Here is a 20360-nt window from a genome sequence, read left to right on the forward strand (position 1 = left end):
CGGCGGCCTGGACGCCTTCGGTGTCCGTGCCCCGGGCGGGTACGGCGGGGGCCGGCGTGCTCACGCGACCTCACCCCGCTCGACGCCACCGTTCCTGGGGGAGACCGATCGACCGTGGACGTCACGCAACTGCTGACCCGTCTCTACAGCGACGAGGGCCGGCAGGACCCGTATCCCTGCTACGCCGGGCTGCACGAGCTGGGGCCGGTCAGCCCGGTGCCGGCGCGCGCCGAGCACCGGTCGGTCGCCGCCGTCGCCGTCGGCTACGACCTGGTCAGCCAGGTGCTGCGCGACCCGGAGTGGTACAAGCAGCCGCCGCCGGGCTGGCAGGAGCAGGAGGTGCTGCGCACCCTCCAGACCTCGATGATGTTCGTCAACCCGCCCGACCACACCCGGATGCGGGCGGTCTTCGCGAAGACCTTCACGCCGCGCCGGCTGGGCGCGCTGGAACCGGCCGTGCACCGGGTCGTGGACGGACTGCTGGACCGGATGGCCGACGCCGGGGAGACCGGGTTCGACTTCGTGGCGGAGTTCGCGTACCCGATGCCGGCTCTGGTGATGGCCGAGTTCATCGGCATCCCCGCCGGTGAGCTGGACTTCTACCGGCAGCGGGTGGAGCGGATCGACGAGTTCCTGGACGTGGCGGGCAAGACCCCGAAGCGGCTCGCCGCCGCCAACACCGCCGCCGCCGAGCTGCGCGACTTCTACGCCGACCTGATCGCCCACCGGCGCCGCCAGCCGGGCGAGGACCTGATCAGCGGGCTGGTGGAGGCGGCCGACTCCGGCGACGTGGGGCTCAGCGCCGACGAGCTGGTCAGCAACCTGATCGTGCTGTTCAACGCCGCCTTCGTCACCACCGTCTACATGTTCAGCAACGGCCTGCCGCTGCTGCTGGCGCACCCCGACGTGGCCGCCGCGCTGCCCGGCGACGACGCGCTGGCCCGGGGCGCCGTCGACGAGATCCTGCGGCTGGAGGCCCCGGTGCACTTCCTGGCCCGGGCCGCGCCCCGGGACACCGAGCTGGGCGGGGTGCCGGTCGCGCGGGACGAGAACGTCCTGCTGATCATCGCCGCCGCCAACCGCGATCCGGCCCGGTTCCCCGAGCCGGACCGCTTCGACCCGCGTCGGCCCGGCCCGCCGTCGCTCGCCTTCGGCGTCGGCCTGCACTTCTGCCTCGGCGCGGCGGTGTCCCGGCTGGAGGGGCGGCTCGCGCTGCCGAAGCTGCTGGCCCGCTTCCCCCGGCTCGCGGTCGCCGAGCCGCCCACGTACAGCGGCAGCCTGTTCCTGCGCGGCATCGACAAGCTGCTGGTCCACACCGGAGGGGAGGCCGCGTGAGCGCCCACCCGCAGGTGGCGGCGTACCGGGCCGCCCGCGAGGCGGCCGGCACACCGCCGCTGTACACGCAGACCCTCGCCGAGGCCCGCGCCGCCGACCTCGCCGCGATCCGCGCCGGCGGCGGCGCGGTCGAGCCGGTGCACGAGGTACGCGACACGCACGTGCCCGGCCCGGCCGGCGACCTGCCGGTGCGGATCCACCGGCCGGCGGGGGAGGGCCCCCTGCCCACCCTGGTCTACTTCTTCGGCGGCGGCTGGACGCTGGGCAGCGTCGACACCGCCGACGGCATCTGCCGGCGGCTGGCCAACGCGGTGCCCTGCCAGGTGGTCACCGTCGGCTACCGGCTGGCCCCGGAGCACCCGTTCCCGGCCGCCGTGCACGACTGCCACGCGGCGGCCCGGTGGATCGCCACGCATCCCGAGGAGTTCGGCGTCGACCCGCAGCGGCTGGCGGTCGGTGGGGACAGCGCCGGGGGCAACCTCGCGGCGGCCGTCACCCTGCTGGCCCGCTACGGCGGCGGGCCCACGCTCGCCGCCCAGTTGCTGGTGTACCCGAACACCGACCAGACCGGGGAGCCCGGCGGCGACGGCGAGGACCCGCTGCTGTTCAACCGCCGCTCGGTCGCCTGGTACCGCGGCCACTACTTCGCCGACCCCGCCGACGCGCGGCACCCGCTGGCCTCGCCGCTGCTGGCCGAGGACCTGAGTGGCCTGCCGCCGGCGCTGGTGATCACCGCCGAGCACGACCCGCTGTGCGAGGAGGGGGAGCGGTACGCCCACCGGCTGCGCGACGCGGGCGTGCCCACCACCCTCGCCCGGTACGCCGGCATGATCCACGGCTTCTTCGCCATGCCCGGGGCGTTCGACGACGGCCGCCACGCCCAGGACCGGGCCGCCGAATTCCTGCGGGCGCGGTTCGGCCTCCCGACCGGCGATGCCGGCCCGGGAACGGTGGCGGCGGCTGCGGGTTCCCGCCCGGCGTCGACCCGGCCGGCGGCGGGGACGGGGGCGAGCGATGGCTGAGACGATGCTGCCCCGGCAGGACGTGCCGCCCGGCGAGCCGCCCGCGCCCGCCGGCCTGACCGACTTCGCCGAGCGGGCCCGGGCGGTGCTTCCGCCCGAGGTGTGGGACTTCGTCGACGGCGGCAGCGGCACGGAGACCACGCTCGCCGCCAACCGGCGCGCCCTCGACCGGGTGGCCGTGCTGCCCCGCGTGCTGCGCGGCGTGGCCGCCCCGCGTACCGACGCGCGGCTGCTCGGCGCCCCCTGCGCCCTGCCGGTGGCGGTGGCGCCGATGGCGTACCAGCGGCTGGTGCACCCCGACGGGGAGACGGCGCTCGCGGCGGCGGCCGGCGCGGCCGGTGTGCCGTACGCGGCCAGCACGCTGAGCAGCGTGCCGATCGAGGAGATCGCGGCGACCGGCGCGGCCGTCTGGTTCCAGCTCTACTGGCTGCGGGACCGGGCCCTCGTCGCGGATCTGCTGGACCGGGCGCACGCGGCCGGGTGCAGCGCGCTGATGGTCACCGTGGACGTGCCGATCCTGGGCCGGCGGCTGCGCGACGTCCGCAACTCCTTCGCCATCCCGCCGCACGTCGTCGCCGCCAACCTGCCGGCCGGGCGGGACGCGCTCGCGCACGCCGCCACCCCGGGCGTCTCGGCCGTCGCGGCGCACACCGGCGAGGTCTTCGCGCCCGCGCTGAGCTGGGCCGACCTGGACTGGCTGCGGGGCCGTACCGCCCTGCCGCTGGTGGTGAAGGGCATCCTGGACCCGCGCGACGCGGAGCTGGCGGCGGCCGCCGGGGCGGACGCGGTGGTGGTCTCCAACCACGGCGGCCGGCAGCTCGACGGCGCACCGGCCACCGCCACCGTGCTGCCCGAGGTGGTGACGGCGGTGGCCGACCGGTGCGAGGTGCTGCTGGACAGCGGCGTGCGCGGCGGCGTGGACGTGCTGCGCGCGCTCGCCCTCGGCGCGCGGGGGGTGCTGGTCGGCCGGCCGTTGCTGTGGGCGCTCGCCGCCGGGGGCCGGGCGGGGGCGGAGACGGCGCTGGAGTTGCTGGCCGGGGAGTTCCGCGACGCGCTGGCGCTGGCCGGCTGTGCCGACCCGGCGGCCGTCCGCGAGCTGCGCGTGCTGAGGGAGGGCTGAGCGGTGGCCGAACCGGTGGACCTGCACGTCGGCGACCTGCATCCGGCGGTCGACGACCCGGCGCTGAACTCGATGAACTTCCTCAACGAGGTGGCCCAGCACTATCCCGACGCGGTGTCGCTGGCGGCCGGCCGGCCGTACGAGGAGTTCTTCGACGTCGCCGCGCCGCACCGGCACCTGGAGACGTTCCGCCGGCACCTGGCCGACGACCTCGGGCAGAGCCCCGCGCAGGTGCACCGGACCCTGTTCCAGTACGGCCGCACCAAGGGCATCGTGCACCACCTCGTCGCCCGCAACCTCGCCGTCGACGAGAACATCACGGTCGACCCGGAGGCGGTCGTGGTGACCGTCGGCTGCCAGGAGGCGATGTTCCTGGTGCTGCGGGCGCTGCGGGCCGACCCCCGCGACGTGCTGCTCGCCGTCGCCCCGACGTACGTCGGGCTGACCGGCGCCGCGCGGCTGCTGGACCTGCCGGTGCGGCCGGTGGCCGGCGGCCCGGCCGGGGTGGACCTGGCCGACCTGCGGGAGCAGGTGCGCCGGGCCCGGGCGGCGGGGCGGCGCCCGCGCGCCTGTTACGTGATGCCGGACTTCGCCAACCCGTCGGGCACGAGCATCGGGCTGGCCGACCGGAGGCGGCTGCTCGACCTCGCCGCCGAGGAGGACCTGCTGCTGCTGGAGGACAACCCGTACGGTCTCTTCCCGGCCGGGGACGCGGGGCGGCTGCCGACGCTCAAGGCGCTGGACACCGCGCGGCGGGTGGTCTACCTGGGTTCGTTCGCCAAGACGGTGCTGCCCGGCGCGCGAGTGGGCTACGTGGTCGCCGACCAGCGCGTCGCCGGCTCCGACGGCTCGGTGGGCCTGTTCGCCGACCAGCTCGCCAAGATCAAGAGCATGGTCACGGTGAACACCTCGGCGATCGCCCAGGCGGTGGTCGGCGGCGCGCTGCTGGAGCACGGGTGCAGCCTGGTGGCCGCCACCGCCCGGGAGCGGGCCGCGTACGGCCGGAACCTGCGCCACCTCGTCGACGGCCTGGCGCGGCGCTTCCCGCCGGGCGCGTCGCCGGTGCGCTGGAACGTGCCGGCCGGCGGGTTCTTCGTGGTGGTCACGGTGCCGTTCGCGGTCGACGACGCGTTGCTGCACCGCTCCGCCCGCGAGTACGGGCTGCTCTGGACGCCGATGGCGCACTTCTACGACGACGGCGCCCCGGTCGACGCGCTGCGGCTGTCGGTCAGCGCGGTCACCCCGGAGCAGATCGACCTGGGTCTGGACCGGCTGGCGGCGCTGGTCGCCGACGAGACGGCCGCGCGGTCGCGGGCGCTCGCCGTCACCCCGCAACCGGCCCGGTGATCTCGCCGGAGCCGCGCGGGATCAACCGGATCGCGACCACGGACCGGTGGGCGCCCGTGGGGGAGGGTGTCCACAGTCGGCGGTGGCGGCGCGCCGTCTCGGCGCTGACACACCGCGTTCACCGCATGGCAAAGCGCGACTGCCCGTGTTTCGCCGTCCTTCGTGGACACCCATAATGGACGTCATGATCGCTTGGGAGTACGCGTTGCTGGTCCGCCGCTATCAGGGGCAGGGCCGCAACTTCCATGTCAGCTTCATCTGGTACGGCCCGGACGGGACGCGCCGGGACATCACCGCGTACGGCGACACCGCGATCGCGCACCTCAACCGGGCCGGCCGGGAAGGCTGGGAGCTGGTCTCCGCCGCCGAGGACGTGAACAACATCCAGGGCAGCACCGAGGTGCACCGCTACCACCTGAAACGGCCCATCGCCTGACCCGGCGGGGAACGGACGGTCAATCCCAGCGGTCCTCATCCGTGGGGTGACGACCGGGTGGCGGGGTGCGAGACGACGTGGATCCACGAATGGGGATCAATGGCTGCGGTAGCGTTGCCTCCCGCCGCCGCCGACCGGCCGCCCCGCCCGGGCGCCGGAGCGGCGCGGCCGGAGGAGGAGCGGTGACGCAGCCGGCAGCCGGGGCGCCCCGGCACGTCGTCGGGGTCGACTTCGGCACCCTCTCCGGCCGGGCAGTCGTGGTGGACGTCGCCGACGGCGTCGTGCGCGGCGAGGCCGTGCACGCGTACCGGCACGGAGTGATCACGGAGCGGCTGCCCGACGGGACGCCGCTGCCGCCGGACTGGGCGTTGCAGCACGCGGACGACCACCGCGAGGTGCTCCGGGTCGCGGTGCCCGCCGCGCTGCGGGCCGCCGGCGTACGCCCCGAGGACGTTGGCGGCATCGGCGTCGACGCCACCTCCTGCACGATGCTGCCCACCCGCGCCGACGGCACCCCGCTCTGCGAGCTGCCCGAGCTGGCCGGTCGGCCGCACGCGTACCCGAAGCTGTGGCGGCACCACGCGGCCCAGCGGCAGGCCGCCCGGATCAACGACGTCGCCGCCGCGCGCGGCGAGACCTGGCTGCCCCGCTACGGCGGGCGGGTCTCCGCCGAGTGGCAGCTCGCCAAGGCGCTGGAGGTGCTGGAGGAGGACCCGGCGGTCTTCGACCGCGCGGAGCGCTTCATCGAGACGGCGGACTGGCTGGTCTGGCAGCTCTGCGGGCGGGAGACCCGCAACGTCTCCGCCGCCGGCTTCAAGGGGCTGCGGCAGGACGGGCGGTACCCGTCGGCGGAGTTCCTGCGCGCCGTGCACCCCCGCCTCGACGGGCTGCTGCCCCGGATCGACGGCCCGCTCGCGCCGCTGGGCGCCCGGGCGGGCGGGCTGACCGCCGAGGCGGCCCGGTGGACCGGGCTGCCGGTGGGCACCGCCGTCGCGGTCGGGTCCATCGACGCGCACGTCACCGCCGCGGCTGCCCGCGCGGTCGAGCCGGGCCGGATGCTCGCCGTCCTCGGCACCTCCACCTGCCTGATCATGAACGCGGCGGCGTACCACGAGGTGCCCGGGGTCTGCGGCGTGGTCGACGGCGGCGTCACCACCGGTTCCTGGGGCTACGAGGCGGGGCAGAGTGGCGTCGGGGACATCTTCGCCTGGTACGTCCGCACCGGCCTGCCGGCCGACTACGCCGACGAGGCGCGCCGCCGCGGGCTGAGCCCGTACGAGCTGCTGGACGCCCTCGCCGCCGAGCAGCCGGTGGGCGGGCACGGGCTGCTGGCGCTGGACTGGCACAGCGGCAACCGGTCGGTGCTCATGGACCACGAGCTGAGCGGGGTGCTGGTGGGGCTGACCCTGGCCACCCGGCCGGAGGAGATCTGGCGGGCGCTGCTGGAGGCCACCGCGTTCGGCGCCCGGACGGTGGTCGACGCGTTCACCGCCGCCGGGGTGGCCGTCGACGAGCTGACCGTGGCCGGCGGGCTGACCCGCAACCGGCTGCTGCTGCGGATCTACGCCGACGTCATCGGCCGGCCGCTGCACGTGGTCGACTCCGCGCACCCGGCGGCGCTGGGCGCGGCGATCCACGCGGCGGTCGCCGCCGGGGCGTACCCGGACGTGCCGGCCGCCTCGGCGGCGATGGGCGCCGCCCGCCGCGAGACCTGGCACCCCGACCCGGCCCGGGCGGCCGCCTACGACGAGCTGTACGCGGACTACCGCGCGCTGCACGACCACTTCGGCCGGGGCGGCACCGACGTCCTGCACCGCCTCCGCGCCCGCCGCCACCGCACCCACCGCCCCTGACGCTCCCACCCCCGCGCGGCCGGACGGGGACGAGGGCGGGACGGGGACGAGGGCGGGACGGGGACGCCCCCGCGCGGCGGGGCCGGGCGGGGGCGTCGGGGCGGGTGCCCGGGTCAGCCGAGGTCGACGGCCGGGTAGAGCGGGAAGCCCGTGAGCAGGTCGCTGGCCTGCTTGCCGACCCGGTCGGCGACGGCCGGGTCGAGGACGTACTTGGCCTTCGACGGGGTGCCGTCCGGGTTCGCGCCCGGCCGGGTCTGGCTGAGCACGGTGTGGATCAGCTCGGCCGTCTCGTCCATCTGCGCCGGGCCCAGCCCCCGGGTGGTCAGCGCCGGGGTGCCGATGCGGATGCCGGAGGTGTACCAGGCGCCGTTCGGGTCCTGCGGGACGGAGTTGCGGTTGGTGACGATGCCCGAGTCGAGCAGGGCCTGCTCGGCCTGCCGGCCGGTCAGCCCGTAGCCGGTGACGTCGATGAGCACCAGGTGGTTGTCGGTGCCGCCGGTGACCAGCTTGCCGCCCCGGCGCAGCAGCCCCTCGGCGAGGGCCTGGGCGTTGGCGACGATCCGCTGGGCGTAGTCGGCGAAGTCGGGACGGCGGGCCTCGGCCAGGGCGACGGCCTTGGCGGCCATCACGTGCGGCAGCGGGCCGCCGAGCACCATCGGGCAGCCCCGGTCGACCTGGTCGGCCAGCTCGGGCTGGCAGAGCACCATGCCGCCGCGCGGGCCGCGCAGCGACTTGTGCGTGGTGGTGGTGACGATGTGCGCGTGCGGCACCGGGTCGAAGTCGCCGGTGAAGACCTTGCCGGCGACCAGGCCGGCGAAGTGCGCCATGTCGACCATGAAGGTGGCGCCGACCGAGTCGGCGATCTCCCGCATGATCCGGAAGTTGACCTTCCGGGGGTACGCCGAGTAGCCGGCGACCAGGATCAGCGGCTTGAACTCGCGGGCCGCCTCGGCGACCCTGTCGTAGTCGACCAGCCCGGTGGCCGGGTCGGTGCCGTAGCTGCGCTGGTCGAACATCTTGCCGGAGATGTTCGGGCGGAAACCGTGGGTGAGGTGGCCGCCCGCGTCCAGGGACATGCCGAGCATCCGCTGGTTGCCCAGCTCCCGGCGCAGCGCGAACCAGTCGGCCTCGGTGAGGTCGTTGACCTGCCGCACCTGGGCCTTCTTCAGCGCCGGGGACTCCACCCGGTCGGCCAGGATTGCCCAGAACGCGACCAGGTTGGCGTCGATGCCGGAGTGCGGCTGCACGTACGCGTGGGCGGCGCCGAACAGCTCCCGGGCGTGCTCGGCGGCGAGCGCCTCGACGGTGTCCACGTTCTGGCAGCCGGCGTAGAAGCGGCGGCCGACGGTGCCCTCGGCGTACTTGTCGCTGAACCAGTTGCCCATGGCCAGCAGGGTGGCCGGGGAGGCGTAGTTCTCGCTGGCGATGAGCTTGAGCGACTCGCGCTGGTCGGCGAGCTCGGCGCCGATGGCGTCGGCCACCCGCGGCTCGACGGCGCGGATCACCTCGAGGGCGCTGCGGAAGGCGGTGGATTCGGCGTTCGGCGACGACATGCGACCTCCAGTGACGTGCGGAAGGCCCAGGCGCTCGGCATGCGTCCTCATGACGGGACCGCTTCCCGATGGTTCTCCATCCCCACGCGCCAGTCACGGCCCACCGCCGATCCTACCGGGTCGGCCGGGCGCGCCCCGGCCCACCTGGGGACCGCCGCACCCGTGGTGCGGTACATCGATCGGCGCGCGCCCCGCGCGGTTCGCGGTCGTCCCCGGCGGCGCATAGGATCGCGGTCATGGCAGGGGAGGACGGCGGGGGCGGCAGCCTGCTCGCCATCAGCGACCTGCACGTGGGGCACCAGGGCAACCGGGCGGTGGTGGAGGGGCTGCGCCCGGGGTCGCCGGACGACTGGCTGATCGTCGCCGGGGACGTCGGCGACACCGTGGCCGACGTCGAGTGGGCCCTCGGGCTGCTCGGTGACCGCTTCGCGCGGGTGGTCTGGGCGCCGGGCAACCACGAGCTGTGGACCCCGCCGGCCGACCCGGTGGCGCTGCGCGGGGTCGCACGCTACCAGCACCTCGTCGACCTGTGCCGGCGCCTCGGCGTGCTGACCCCCGAGGATCCGTACCCGGTGTGGCGGGGGTCGGGCGGGCCGGTGCTGGTGGCGCCGCTGTTCCTGCTCTACGACCACAGCTGGCGCCCGGAGGGGTTCGACACTCCGGAGGCGGCGCTGGCCGAGGCGTACCGGACGGGGATCGTCTGCACCGACGAGTTCCTGCTGCACCCCGACCCGTACCCGAGCCGGTCGGCGTGGTCCGCCGCCCGGGTCGCCGAGACCGCCCGCCGGCTCGCCGCGCGGGAGCCGGGGCTGCCGACCGTGCTGGTCAACCACTGGCCGCTGCTGCGCGAGCCGACCCGGATCCTGCGTTATCCGATCTTCGCCCAGTGGTGCGGCACCGAGGCCACGGCCGACTGGCACCTGCGCTTCGACGCCGCCGCGGTGGTCTACGGCCACCTGCACATCCCGCGCACCACCTGGCACGACGGGGTGCGGTTCGAGGAGGTGTCGGTGGGCTACCCGAGGGAGTGGCGGTCCCGGGCCGTACCGCCGGCGCTGCGGCGGATCCTGCCCGCGTCCCCGGCGTGACGACGGGCCCCGGCGCACCGGGGCCCGTCGGAGGTGGTCGGCTCAGGCCGTGACGGCGTCGAGCGACTTCTTGATCGCCTTCGGGTCGGTCGGCTTGCGTGGCGCGTCCGCGCGCAGCTCGATCATCCGCTCGCCGATCTCCTGGAGCTGCTTACGGCCGAGCGCCTCGCGCACCTTCGGGAACCACTCCTGCTCCTCCTCCTCGACGTGGTGCAGGACGCTCTCGATCAGCACCGTGGTCTTGGCGTTGAAGCGCTCGTCGTCGGCGTCCATGGCGAACAGTTCGGCGCAGAGCACGTCGGCGACGTGGTGCTCCTCGTACGACTCGAGGATGTCGTCCTCCAGGTCGGGCAGGAGCTTGCGGACCTCCGGGTACATCACCTCGTTCTCCAGGTAGGTGTGCACCGTGAGGGCCTCCAGGATCTGGCTCACCAGCTTCTGCCGCTGCGCCGCCGGTCCCTCCTCGGCATCCTGGAACGCCTTGAACAGACGGCGCATCTCCTTGTGGTCCTCTTTCAACAGGACGATGGCATCGGTGGACACCGTTGACCTCCTCGGCTCGTCGGACGCCTCCTCCCGTACCCCGGCCGTGACCAGGAAAAACGGGTGGGGCCCGGCGGATCACCGCCGGGCCCCACCACGGGTCGTGCCGTGCTGCTACTTCACCACGTTGTACGCGTTGACCATGCCGGCGCCGTAGAACGAGTTGCGCTCGCCCCCGGTGCAGGTGGCCGGGTAGCCCGGCCGCGGCTCCCAGACGCCCTCCTCACAGGGGACCGACTCGGCGGTCCGCTCCAGGAAGGACGCCAGCTGGCCCGGCGTCAGGTCGGGGTGGGCCGACAGGGCCAGCGCCGCGACGCCGGCCGCGTGCGGGCTCGACATCGACGTGCCCTGCTTGTAACCCCAGCCGTTGGTCTTCGTCGCCGTGTTGAAGGTGGTCGACAGAATGCCGTCGGTCGGGGTCGAGCTGGCGCCGTTGGTGCGGAACCGGGTGTCGCCGCCCGGTGCGGTGACGTCCACGACGCCCAGGCCGTACGAGGAGTAGTAGCTCTTCTTGCCGGTCGGGGCGACCGCCGACACCGTCACCACACCCGGCGCCTCGCCCGGCAGGACGAGGCAGGAGTTGGTGAGGTCCTCGCGGTCCTCGGGCGTCCCGTTGTTCGGGCTGCCGGTGTCGGTGATCTTGTGGGCGAGGTCCCAGTTCGAGTTGCCCGCGGACGCGATGTTCAGCACGCCCTTGCTCTGCGAGTAGCGGATGGCCCGCTGGACGGCCTGCCACACCGGGCGCTGACGCGCGTCGTTGCGGCAGTTCAGCTCCCACGGGTCGATGAAGTAGCTGTTGTTGGTGACCCGAATGCCGTGGTCGGCCGCCCACATGAAGCCGCAGAGCGCGGCCTCGGGGTAGATGAACTGTTCGTCGTTGACGACCTTGACGGCGGCCACCTTGACACCCGGCGCCACACCGGTCACGCCGACGCCGTTGACGGCGGCGGCGATGGTGCCGGCCACGTGCGTGCCGTGGTCGGAGGTGGTCGGGTTCCAGGCGGACTCGGTGGTGTCCGCGACACCGCCGACGCAGGACGCGCTCTTGTCCTTCGCGATCTGGCTGGCCAGATCGGGGTGGCTGGAGGAGATGCCGCTGTCCAGCACGCCTACCACCACGCTGGCGCTGCCGGCGTTGACGGCGTGGGCCTGCGGGACGTCGATCATCGGCATGTCCCACTGCTGACCGAACATGGGTTCCTTGGTCGGGTCGGCGGTCGCGTTCGCCGCCACGGCCGCGGAGACCTCCAGGGTTTCGCCCTCCTCGAGGGCGGTGCCCAGGCCGGCGGTGGGTGCGGCCGACTCGACGCCCGCCCCCGCCACGTCCGTGACGAAGTCGGGGTTGGTCGACCGGACGACGAGTACGCCGATCTGGTCGTAGCTGGCCACCACGGTGCCCTTGGCGGCGGCCACGCGGGCGGCCGCCTTGTCGGTCTTCGCGCCCTGCGGGGCGAGGACCAGGAACGTGGTGTCCGGGCCGGCGGCCGACGCCGCCGGGGCGAGCCCGCCGGTGACGGCGAGGCCGACACCGAGTGTCACGGCGGACGCGGCAGCCAGTGTCTTGCGACGGAGGTTCTTCACACAGACTCCCAGGGGATGTTTCCAGCCGGGCACGCCCCCTGGCGGGGAGCGGACGGCGGGAGGCGGGCGGGGGTGCCCTCCTCCGACCCACCAGCGTAGGAGCCGAGTGTGGCGTTACACACAGCCGTTCGGTCAGACAAGGAAGTGTCAGACGGTGGCGAGGGTGTGCGGGATCTCGTCGAGCAGCTCCCGGGCGAGGAACCCGATCCGGCCGAACCGCGGCACCAGCCGCTGGCCGCTCACCGCGTGGGCGAACGCCGCCCAGCACGCGGCCTGGGCCGGCTCGGCGCCCCGGGACAGCAGCCCGGCCAGCAGTCCGGCGCGGACGTCCCCGCTGCCGGACGTGCCGAGCCCCGCGTCGCCGCTCTCCTCCCGCCAGCTCCGCCCGTCCGGTGTGGAGACGTGGCCGTAGAGCGAGACCACGGCGTCGTACCGGCCGGCCAGCTCGATGGCCTCGGCGTCCAGGTCGTCGCCGGGGTCCCGGCCGAGCAGGTGCCGCGCCTCGGTGAGGTTGGGGGTGAGCACCACCGGCCGTCCGGACCCGACCAGCAGGTCCGGGGCGTGGCTGAGCGCACCCAGGGCGTACGCGTCGAGCACCAGCGCCGTCTCCCGGGCGGCCGCGTCGAGCACCAGGCGCAGCAGCGCCGCCGTCTCGTCGATGTCCTTCAGGCCGGGGCCGAGGGCGACCACGTCCGCCTCGGCCACCAGGTCGCCCAGCAGCTCGCCGGGCCCGCCCGCGACCGCGCCGTCGGCGGTCTCGGGCAGGCCCACCACCAGCGCCTCGGGCACCTGGATGCTCAGCGCGGCGGCGGTGGACTCGGCGGCGGCGAGCTGGAGCACCCCGGCCCCGGCCCGCAGCGCGGCCACGCCGGCGAGCAGCACCGCCCCGGGGGTGAACCGGGAGCCGCCGACCACCAGCACCGTGCCCCGGGCCTGCTTGCCCCCGGTCGGCACCGGCAGCGCCCAGTCCCGCAGCAGCCTGGGGGTGATCACCAGCGTGTCAGACCGGTTCGGCATGGACCTCGTCCTCCCTGGTCGGCCGGGCGCCCTGGGCCCGCAGGTGGCCGACGTCGTTGAACACGTCCGGGCTCAGCCGGCCGTCGGCCCCGGCGGACCAGCCGGTGATCGAGCAGTTGGCGATGACGTGCTTCCGGGTCAGCGCCATCAGCTCCGCCTCGGTGAGCCCCTCCACCAGGTAACAGGTCAGGAAGACCAGGGCGTCGTGGCCGAACAGCAGCGCCCGCCGGCCCTCGTGGTCGCGGCGCAGGTCGCCGAGGAGGGCGCGCAGGCGCAGCGCCACGTCCGTCCAGGACTCGCCGCCCGGCGGCCGGTAGTAGAACTTGCCGAGCCGGTCCCGGCGCGCCGCCTCCTCCGGGTGGCGCCGGCGCGCCCCGTACCCGGTCAGCCCGTCCAGGATGCCGAGGTCCCGGTCGCGCAGCCGCTCGTCGCGGGTGAGCGGGATCCCGGTGCCGGCCAGGGCCAACTCGGCGGTCCGCACGGCCCGCAGGTACGGCGACACCACCGCGACGTCGGGCCGGCGGGCCTCGGGCAGCCCGGCCAACCAGCGCGCGGTGGCCCGGGCCTGCTCCTCCCCGGTCGGACTCAGCGGCACGTCCGCGTCCCGGTGGGTCAGGTCGATCAGCTCGGCGCCGGACGCCTCGGCCGCGGTGGCCGCCACGTTCGCCGTGCTCTCGCCGTGCCGGACGATCCAGAGCGCTGCCAGTTCCGCCATGCGGCAACCCCTACCCGAGGCCCGCCCCGGATAACCGCCCCCGGCACCCGCCCCAGGCGGCGGGACGCTCAGGCCGCCGGGCAGCGGGCGAAGAGGGTGGTGAAGCCCGACTCGACGCGCTCCACGCCGAGCATCAGGCCCGCGCCCTTCCCGGCGATCGTCAGCTCCAGATCCTCGTCCACCTGGACCGACTCGAAGGTCGCCCAGTCGAGCACGACGTGGTCGCGCCGGGCCTGGAACATGTCGCCGTGGTCCACGTGGACGCGCCACCGGCCGGCGCCGTGCCGCGGCACCGCACCCGCGTATTCGGTCTTCCGCCGGTAGCCCGGCACGAACTCCTCGTCATGCAGGACCTCGTCGATCAACGGGGTGGAGATGTCGGTGACGGTGAACCCGCCGGCGGCGTCGAGGGTGAGCACGTCCCGTTCCGGGCCGCACCAGACACCGGTGACGTCGGCGGCGGCGGTAGGCGGTGGCTCGCCCCCGCAGCCGGCGGCGAGGAGCACCAGCACCAGCGACGCGTACCCCGTCCGTCCGCGCACGATCGCCCCCTCCGCCCGGCATGGTAGTCCCGCCGCCGGGCGTGAACGGGACCAGGCCGGGTAAGCGCTGCTGCCACCGAACGGCGAAGAGCGAGATGGGGAGGTACGTCCGTGGCGACCATGACCAAGGAAATGATCAGCCCGGTCAAGGACCAGAACTACGACCTGATCCACGTCCTGCAGATGTCGTTGCAGCACATCTGGAAGCTGGACACCTACATCGCCGACGCGGAGTCGCGGGGCGACACGGAACTGGCCACCTGGTTCCGGAAGATGCAGGAGAACAACCGCAAGGCGGGTGAGCAGGGCAAGAAGATGCTCATGTCGCGCCTCCAGGAGGAGATGAGCTGAGTTCGGCCCGCGGTGGCCGGGCGGCCGGAGACGGGCCGCCCGGCCACCGCGCGTACGCCCGGCGCACGGGGCAGCGCGGACGGCCGCCGACCGGCAGAATGTCCATCCGGGTCGCACGGGATGGAGCCGCCGATGACGGTCGTCAGGGGTCTGCGGGAAGCACTGGTGCTGTTCGTGATCGCGCTCGTCGTGGTCGCGGCCGCTGCCGGGGTCTGGGTCGCCCTGGGCGGCGGCGACTTCGTCTACCGCTTCGGCATCTCCCTCGTGGTGGTCGGTGGGCTGCTCGGGATCACCGGTGACCTCACCCTGAGCCGAATCGGCATGATGGGGGCGCGCGCCACCTTCGGCGTGGCGCCCGAGCGCGAGGCCGCCGGCGAGGGGCGGGTGCTCACCGGGATCGGGATCTTCCTGTTCGTCGGTCTGCCGCTCATGGCCGTGGGCATCATGCTGATCGCCTGACCGGGCCCGACGGCCGCCGGCCGTGCCGGAGGCGCTTCGCCGGGGGCCGCGACGGGCCGTGCCGACCGGCCCGCCGGGTTACGGTGTGGAGCGTGGCGACGCCGGCCGAGGAGATCAAGGTGGGGGAGCGGCTGGTCCGCGTCTCCAGCCCCGACAAGCCGTACTTCCCCGAGCTGGGGCTGACCAAGCTGGACGTGGTGCGGTATTTCCTGGCCGTCGGCGACGGCGTCCTGCGCGCCCTGCGGGACCGGCCGACCATGTTGGAGCGGTGGCCGCGCGGCGTCTTCCCAGGGGCGAAGATCGGCACCCGGCAGGACAACCGGGGCGACGCCTTCTACCAGAAGCGGCTCCCGGCGGGGGCGCCCGAGTGGGTGCGCACCGCCCACATCACCTTTCCGAGCGGGCGCACGGCCGACGAGGTCGCGCCGAGCGAGCTGGCGGTGGTGATCTGGGCGGCGAATCTCGGCACGCTGCGGTTCCACCCGTGGCCGGTCTCCGCCGCCGACGTCGAGCGGCCCGACCAGCTCCGGATCGACCTCGACCCGATGCCGGGGGTGGGCTTCGACCAGGTGGTGCCGGTGGCCCACGAGGTGCGCGCGTTCCTCGACGAGCTGGGGCTGATGGGCTATCCGAAGACCACCGGCGGGCGGGGCCTGCACGTCTACCTGTCGATCGAGCCCCGGTGGAGCTTCGGCGAGTGCCGGCGGGCGGTGCTGGCGCTGGGCCGGGAGATGCAGCGCCGGCTGCCGGAGCTGGTCACCACCACCTGGTGGCGGGAGCAGCGGGACCGCCCGGTCTTCGTCGACTACAACCAGATGTCCCGGGACCACACGATGGCCTCGGCGTACTCCATCCGCCCCACCCCGCAGGCGCTGGTCTCCGCGCCCCTCGAATGGTCGGAGCTGGACGACGCGCGGCCGGAGGACTTCGACGTCACCACGATGCCGGCCCGGTTCGCCGAGCGCGGCGACCCGCACGCGGGCCTCGACGACCGGCGCTTCTCGCTCGAACCACTGCTGGAGTTGGCCGACCGGGAGGGGCTGGAGGCCCCGCCGGAGCGCTGAGCCCGCCGGCCACGGCGGACCGCGCCCGGAGTGCCGAGCCCGCCGGCGGCCGCGGGCCCGGCCGGCGGGCCGCCGGAGCGGTGCGCCTGCCCGGCCATCACGGCACGGCTCACTCCCACGGGCTGCGGTCGCCGTCGAACTCGTCGAAGACCAGCCAGGTGCGGGTGGACAGCACCCCGGCGATGCTCTGCACCCGGCCCAGCACCACGTCCCGCAGCGTGGCGTTGTCCGGCGCCCGGACCAGGGCCAGCACGTCGTGGTCGCCGCCGAGCAGCGCGGCGTGCTCGATGTAGCGCACCCGGGCCAGCTCCGCCGACACCTCCCGCCAGGTGTTCTGCTCGATCTTGAGCGCGACGTACGCCGAGGTGCCCAGCCCCGCTGCCTCGGGCGCGACCTGGGCCCGGAACCCGGTGATCACTCCGTCGCGCAGCAGCCGCTCCACCCGCGCGTACGCGTTGGTGCGGGAGATGTGGATCCGCTCGGCGAGGGTGCGCACGGAGGTGCGGCCGTCGCGGACCAGTTCGTCGAGGATCCGCCGGTCGACCTCGTCCAGGGGTCGGGCCGAACGTCCCGTTCCGGCGGCCGACTCCGCACTCGGCCCGGACTCCTGGCTCATCTCGATGCCTCCCGCATGCCACCCGTCCCGCGTTTGTCATGGATCTTGAGTCAATCATCCGACGGCAGGAGCATAGGCCCACCACACGTCCCAGGAGGTCCCGCCGTGACGACCACACCCGAGGCGGTCCGCAGGGCATCCCCGCGCAGGCGCCGGGCGGCCACCCCGCCCGACCCGGCCAAGCCGCTGCTGCCGGCCACCGAGCCGGTCCGCCTGCTCGATCCCGCCGGCACGCCGCTGCCCGCCCACGCCGACTACCCCGAGCCGCCCGTCGAGGCGCTCGCCGACATGTACCGGCGGATGGTCATCGGCCGCCGCTTCGACATCCAGGCCACCGCCCTGACCAAGCAGGGCCGGCTGGCGGTCTACCCGTCCTCGCGCGGTCAGGAGGCCTGCCAGGTCGGCGCGATCCTCGCCCTGCGCGAGGACGACTGGGTCTTCCCGACCTACCGGGAGTCGATGGCGCTGGTCTCCCGGGGCATCGACCCGGTCGAGGTGCTGACCCTGCTGCGCGGCGACTGGCACTGCGGGTACGACCCCGCGGCCCGGCACACCGCCCCGCAGTGCACCCCGCTGGCGACCCAGTGCGTGCACGCCGCCGGGCTGGCCTACGGCGAGGCGTACCAGGGGCGGGACACCGTCGCGCTGGCCTTCATCGGCGACGGGGCCACCAGCGAGGGCGACTTCCACGAGGGCGTGAACTTCGCCGCCGTGTTCAAGGCGCCGGTCGTCTACTTCGTGCAGAACAACAAGTACGCCATCAGCGTCCCGCTGTCCCGGCAGACCGCCGCCCCGTCGCTGGCCTACAAGGGCGTCGGCTACGGCGTGCCCAGCGAGCAGGTCGACGGCAACGACCCGGTCGCCGTCCTCGCGGTGCTCACCCGCGCGGTCGCGCACGCCCGCTCCGGCAAGGGGCCGTTCCTCGTCGAGGCGCACACCTACCGGATGGAGCCGCACACCAACGCCGACGACGCCACCCGCTACCGCGACGGCGCCGAGGTCGACGCCTGGCGGGACCGGGACCCGGTCGCCCGCCTGGAGACGTACCTGCGGGCGCGGGACGTGCTCGACGACGCGCGCGTCGCCGCCATCGCCGAGGAGGCCGAGGCGTACGCCGCCGACCTGCGCACCCGGATGAACGCGCAGCCGACGGTCGACCCGATGAGCCTCTTCGACCACGTCTACGCCGAGCCCACCCCGCAACTGGTCGAGCAGCGCGAGCAGGTCCGCGCCGAGCTGGCCGCCGCCCAGGACGAGGAGGGTGAGCGCTGATGGCCACCCTGACCATGGCGAAGGCGCTCAACGCCGCGCTCGCCGACGCGATGCTCGACGACGACCGGGTGGTCGTCTTCGGCGAGGACGTCGGGGCGCTCGGCGGCGTCTTCCGGATCACCGACGGCCTCCAGGCCCGCTTCGGCGACAAGCGCTGCTTCGACACGCCGCTCGCCGAGGCCGGCATCGTCGGCTTCGCCGTCGGCATGGCCATGTCCGGGTTGCGCCCGGTGGTGGAGATGCAGTTCGACGCGTTCGCGTACCCGGCGTTCGAGCAGATCGCCTCGCACGTGGCGAAGCTGCGCAACCGCACCCGGGGCGCGCTCAGCGTGCCGATCGTCATCCGGGTGCCGTACGCCGGCGGCATCGGCGGGGTCGAGCACCACTGCGACTCCAGCGAGGCGTACTACGCCCACACCCCCGGCCTGAAGGTGGTCACCCCGGCGACGGTCGAGGACGCGTACTCGCTGCTGCGCCAGGCGATCGACGACCCCGACCCGGTCGTGTTCATGGAGCCGAAGAAGCTCTACTTCTCCAGCGCCGACGCGGAGCTATCCGCAACCGCTCCGCCGATCGGCCGCGCGGTCGTGCGCCGCCCGGGCCGCGACGCCACCCTCGTCGCGTACGGGCCGGCGGTGCCGGTCGCGCTGGAGGCCGCCGAGGCCGCCCGCGAGGAGGGCTGGGACCTGGAGGTGGTGGACGTGCGCAGCATCGTGCCGTTCGACGACGAGACCGTCACCGCCTCGGTCCGCCGCACCGGCCGGTGCGTGGTGATCCAGGAGGCGCAGGGCTTCGCCGGGGTCGGCGCCGAGATCGCCGCCCGGGTGCAGGAACGCTGCTTCCACGCCCTGCACGCCCCGGTGCTGCGGGTGTCCGGCCTGGACATCCCCTACCCGGCGCCGATGCTGGAGCACACCCACCTGCCGTCGGTGGACCGGATCCTCGACACGGTGGCCCGACTCCAGTGGGACGACCAGCCGGACGGGCGCTGGCTGACCCGGGGGAGCGCGGCGTGACCACCGTGGACGGGGCGCTGGTCTTCCTCCTGCCCGACCTTGGGGAGGGGCTGAGCGAGGCCGAGATCGTCGAGTGGCGGGTCGCCGTGGGCGACGTGGTCACGGTGGACCAGACCGTCGTCGAGGTGGAGACCGCCAAGGCCGTCGTCGACGTGCCCTGCCCGTACGCCGGGCGGGTCGTCGCGCTGCACGGCGCGGCGGGTGAGGTCCGCCCGGTCGGCCAGCCGCTGGTCACCATCGCGCCGGTGGGCGGCGACGGCGGGGCCGGCGACGAGCCCGCCGGGCACGCCACCTACCGCGAGGAGGAGCGCGCCGGCTCCGGCAACGTCCTGATCGGGTACGGCACCGGCCACGGCGGATCGGGGCGGCGGCGTCGCCGGCCCCGCCTCGCGGTCGCCCCCGATCCCCGCCCGGCCGAGCCCCTGGCGGCGCCCGCCGCCCCGGCGGTGGCGGCGGACCGCCCGCACGACGCGGCGCCCCTGGTCATCTCGCCGATCGTGCGCCGGCTGGCCCGCGAGCACGGCCTCGACCTGGCCGCGCTGCGCGGCACCGGCCCCGGCGGGGTGGTGCGCCGCGCCGACGTGGAGGCCGCCGTGGCCGAGGCCGCCTCGCCGGCCGCCCGGCTCGCCGCGGTGCCGGACCAGCCCGCCGGGCCGGCCGCGCCGGACGCGGCGGACGTGGTCGTCCCGCTGACCGGCATCCGCAAGGCGATCGCCGACAAGCTCTCCCGCAGCCGGCGGGAGATCCCCGAGGTGACCATCTGGGTGGACGTCGACGCCACCGGGCTGCTGGAGACCCGGGCCGCGATCAACGCGGCGACCCCGGACGCGCCGGTGAGCATCCTGGCCCTGCTCGCCCGGATCTGCCTGTCCGGGCTGCGCCGGTTCCCACAGCTCAACGCCCGTGTCGACACCGAGGGCGAGCGGATCGTCCAGTCGGCCGGGGTGCACCTGGGCATCGCCGCCCAGACCGACCGGGGGCTGGTCGTGCCGGTGCTGCGGGACGCGCAGCGGCTCACCACCGCCGAGCTGGCGGCCGAGCTGACCGCGACCACCTCGGCGGCCCGGGCCGGCACGCTGCCCCCGGCCCGGCTCACCGGCGGCACCTTCACGCTGAACAACTACGGCGTCTTCGGCGTCGACGGATCCACGCCGATCATCAACCACCCCGAGGCGGCGCTGCTCGGGGTGGGGCGGATCGTGGACAAGCCGTGGGTGGTGGATGGGCAGCTCGCGGTGCGGAAGGTGACCCAGCTCAGCCTGACCTTCGACCACCGGGTCTGCGACGGCGGGGTGGCGGGCGGTTTCCTGCGGCACGTCGCCGACTGCGTCGAGCAGCCGGCGCTGCTGATCGCCAACGTCTGACCCGCCGCGACGGCCCCGGTTCCGCCTCGCGGCGGTGCCGGGGCCGTCGCCGTCGCGGCCGGCGTT

General features: G+C 74.8%; 19 protein-coding genes, 1 pseudogene and 1 riboswitch. Of the genes and pseudogenes, 13 read left to right on the top strand and 7 right to left on the bottom strand.

Annotated features, from left to right (window positions below; translation table 11 throughout):
* Positions 1-114: 114 nt before the first annotated feature.
* The 6 genes and pseudogenes from AB0G14_RS19835 to araB all read left to right on the top strand — a co-directional run bounded on the left by AB0G14_RS19835 (position 115) and on the right by araB (position 7113).
* Positions 115-1335 (top strand): cytochrome P450, encoded by a 1221-nt coding sequence (locus AB0G14_RS19835; RefSeq protein WP_357699346.1) that lies wholly within the window; start codon positions 115-117, stop codon positions 1333-1335.
* Positions 1332-2252 (top strand): annotated as a pseudogene (locus AB0G14_RS19840) (alpha/beta hydrolase); the annotation flags it as partial. The gene AB0G14_RS19835 and the pseudogene AB0G14_RS19840, both read left to right, overlap by 4 nt.
* 97 nt (positions 2253-2349) lie before the next feature.
* Complete coding sequence (locus AB0G14_RS19845) at positions 2350-3477, top strand: alpha-hydroxy acid oxidase (RefSeq protein WP_357699348.1); 1128 nt, start codon at positions 2350-2352, stop codon at positions 3475-3477.
* A gap of 3 nt (positions 3478-3480) precedes the next feature.
* Complete coding sequence (locus AB0G14_RS19850; RefSeq protein ID WP_357699350.1) at positions 3481-4824, top strand: PLP-dependent aminotransferase family protein; 1344 nt, start codon at positions 3481-3483, stop codon at positions 4822-4824.
* A gap of 175 nt (positions 4825-4999) precedes the next feature.
* Complete coding sequence (locus AB0G14_RS19855) at positions 5000-5260, top strand: hypothetical protein (protein ID WP_357699352.1); 261 nt, start codon at positions 5000-5002, stop codon at positions 5258-5260.
* Positions 5261-5442: 182 nt separating this feature from the next.
* Complete coding sequence (gene araB, locus AB0G14_RS19860; RefSeq protein ID WP_357699354.1) at positions 5443-7113, top strand: ribulokinase; 1671 nt, start codon at positions 5443-5445, stop codon at positions 7111-7113.
* Positions 7114-7226: 113 nt separating this feature from the next.
* Here araB and AB0G14_RS19865 read toward each other — a convergent pair whose 3' ends face one another.
* Positions 7227-8666 carry a glycine hydroxymethyltransferase gene (locus AB0G14_RS19865; protein ID WP_350684684.1) on the bottom strand — a complete coding sequence of 480 codons (1440 nt, stop codon included), beginning with the start codon at positions 8664-8666 and terminating at the stop codon, positions 7227-7229.
* Between the two features lie 17 nt (positions 8667-8683).
* Positions 8684-8773: riboswitch (ZMP/ZTP riboswitch) on the bottom strand.
* 129 nt (positions 8774-8902) lie between these two features.
* Between AB0G14_RS19865 and AB0G14_RS19870 the strand changes: the two genes are divergently transcribed.
* Positions 8903-9754, top strand: coding sequence for a metallophosphoesterase (locus tag AB0G14_RS19870; protein ID WP_357699357.1), 852 nt, complete (start codon positions 8903-8905; stop codon positions 9752-9754).
* Positions 9755-9796: 42 nt separating this feature from the next.
* Here AB0G14_RS19870 and AB0G14_RS19875 read toward each other — a convergent pair whose 3' ends face one another.
* The 5 genes from AB0G14_RS19875 to AB0G14_RS19895 all read right to left on the bottom strand — a co-directional run bounded on the left by AB0G14_RS19875 (position 9797) and on the right by AB0G14_RS19895 (position 14152).
* Positions 9797-10297, bottom strand: coding sequence for a hemerythrin domain-containing protein (locus tag AB0G14_RS19875; protein WP_357699359.1), 501 nt, complete (start codon positions 10295-10297; stop codon positions 9797-9799).
* A 114-nt stretch (positions 10298-10411) separates the two neighbouring features.
* Positions 10412-11878, bottom strand: coding sequence for a S8 family serine peptidase (locus AB0G14_RS19880; RefSeq protein WP_357699361.1), 1467 nt, complete (start codon positions 11876-11878; stop codon positions 10412-10414).
* A gap of 147 nt (positions 11879-12025) precedes the next feature.
* Positions 12026-12895 (bottom strand): NAD(P)H-hydrate dehydratase, encoded by an 870-nt coding sequence (locus AB0G14_RS19885; RefSeq protein ID WP_357699363.1) that lies wholly within the window; start codon positions 12893-12895, stop codon positions 12026-12028.
* On the bottom strand, positions 12879-13610 hold the full coding sequence (locus tag AB0G14_RS19890; RefSeq protein ID WP_357699365.1) for a histidine phosphatase family protein: 732 nt from the start codon (positions 13608-13610) through the stop codon (positions 12879-12881). Before AB0G14_RS19890 ends, AB0G14_RS19885 begins: the two co-directional genes overlap by 17 nt.
* Before the next feature lie 68 nt (positions 13611-13678).
* Complete coding sequence (locus AB0G14_RS19895) at positions 13679-14152, bottom strand: hypothetical protein (protein WP_357699367.1); 474 nt, start codon at positions 14150-14152, stop codon at positions 13679-13681.
* 120 nt (positions 14153-14272) lie between these two features.
* Here AB0G14_RS19895 and AB0G14_RS19900 point away from each other — a divergent pair, with 120 nt between their 5' ends.
* The 3 genes from AB0G14_RS19900 (at position 14273) to AB0G14_RS19910 (ending at position 16026) form a co-directional block, all read left to right on the top strand.
* Complete coding sequence (locus tag AB0G14_RS19900) at positions 14273-14503, top strand: hypothetical protein (protein WP_357699478.1); 231 nt, start codon at positions 14273-14275, stop codon at positions 14501-14503.
* A gap of 132 nt (positions 14504-14635) precedes the next feature.
* Entirely contained in the window at positions 14636-14962 is a 327-nt protein-coding gene (locus AB0G14_RS19905) for a hypothetical protein (RefSeq protein ID WP_357699369.1), read from the top strand.
* Positions 14963-15054: 92 nt separating this feature from the next.
* Positions 15055-16026 carry a DNA primase small subunit domain-containing protein gene (locus AB0G14_RS19910; RefSeq protein WP_357699371.1) on the top strand — a complete coding sequence of 324 codons (972 nt, stop codon included), beginning with the start codon at positions 15055-15057 and terminating at the stop codon, positions 16024-16026.
* A 109-nt stretch (positions 16027-16135) separates the two neighbouring features.
* On the opposite strand, the gene AB0G14_RS19915 is transcribed toward AB0G14_RS19910, so the two are convergent.
* Positions 16136-16642, bottom strand: a complete 507-nt coding sequence (locus AB0G14_RS19915) for an Lrp/AsnC family transcriptional regulator (protein WP_357699373.1) — start codon at positions 16640-16642, stop codon at positions 16136-16138.
* A gap of 105 nt (positions 16643-16747) precedes the next feature.
* Between AB0G14_RS19915 and pdhA the strand changes: the two genes are divergently transcribed.
* From pdhA to AB0G14_RS19930, 3 genes are read left to right on the top strand one after another with little or no spacing between them, the layout of a single operon-like run.
* Entirely contained in the window at positions 16748-17914 is a 1167-nt protein-coding gene (gene pdhA, locus AB0G14_RS19920) for a pyruvate dehydrogenase (acetyl-transferring) E1 component subunit alpha (RefSeq protein WP_357699375.1), read from the top strand.
* Positions 17914-18930, top strand: coding sequence for an alpha-ketoacid dehydrogenase subunit beta (locus AB0G14_RS19925; protein ID WP_357699377.1), 1017 nt, complete (start codon positions 17914-17916; stop codon positions 18928-18930). The genes pdhA and AB0G14_RS19925 overlap by 1 nt, the downstream gene beginning before the upstream one ends.
* Positions 18927-20294, top strand: coding sequence for a dihydrolipoamide acetyltransferase family protein (locus AB0G14_RS19930; protein WP_357699379.1), 1368 nt, complete (start codon positions 18927-18929; stop codon positions 20292-20294). Before AB0G14_RS19925 ends, AB0G14_RS19930 begins: the two co-directional genes overlap by 4 nt.
* Positions 20295-20360: the final 66 nt, after the last annotated feature.

The organism is Micromonospora sp. NPDC023814 (assembly GCF_040639595.1).
In the GTDB taxonomy this organism is placed as follows: Bacteria; Actinomycetota; Actinomycetes; order Mycobacteriales; family Micromonosporaceae; genus Micromonospora.

Coding starts and splice junctions, on each gene's coding strand:
- AB0G14_RS19885 (WP_357699363.1), bottom strand. CDS start 12,895: ATGCCGAACCGGTCTGACACGCTGGTGATCACCCCCAGGCTGCTGCGG.
- AB0G14_RS19855 (WP_357699352.1), top strand. CDS start 5,000: ATGGACGTCATGATCGCTTGGGAGTACGCGTTGCTGGTCCGCCGCTAT.
- AB0G14_RS19865 (WP_350684684.1), bottom strand. CDS start 8,666: ATGTCGTCGCCGAACGCCGAATCCACCGCCTTCCGCAGCGCCCTCGAG.
- AB0G14_RS19905 (WP_357699369.1), top strand. CDS start 14,636: ATGACGGTCGTCAGGGGTCTGCGGGAAGCACTGGTGCTGTTCGTGATC.
- AB0G14_RS19870 (WP_357699357.1), top strand. CDS start 8,903: ATGGCAGGGGAGGACGGCGGGGGCGGCAGCCTGCTCGCCATCAGCGAC.
- AB0G14_RS19845 (WP_357699348.1), top strand. CDS start 2,350: ATGGCTGAGACGATGCTGCCCCGGCAGGACGTGCCGCCCGGCGAGCCG.
- AB0G14_RS19925 (WP_357699377.1), top strand. CDS start 17,914: ATGGCCACCCTGACCATGGCGAAGGCGCTCAACGCCGCGCTCGCCGAC.
- AB0G14_RS19890 (WP_357699365.1), bottom strand. CDS start 13,610: ATGGCGGAACTGGCAGCGCTCTGGATCGTCCGGCACGGCGAGAGCACG.
- AB0G14_RS19915 (WP_357699373.1), bottom strand. CDS start 16,642: ATGAGCCAGGAGTCCGGGCCGAGTGCGGAGTCGGCCGCCGGAACGGGA.
- AB0G14_RS19900 (WP_357699478.1), top strand. CDS start 14,273: ATGACCAAGGAAATGATCAGCCCGGTCAAGGACCAGAACTACGACCTG.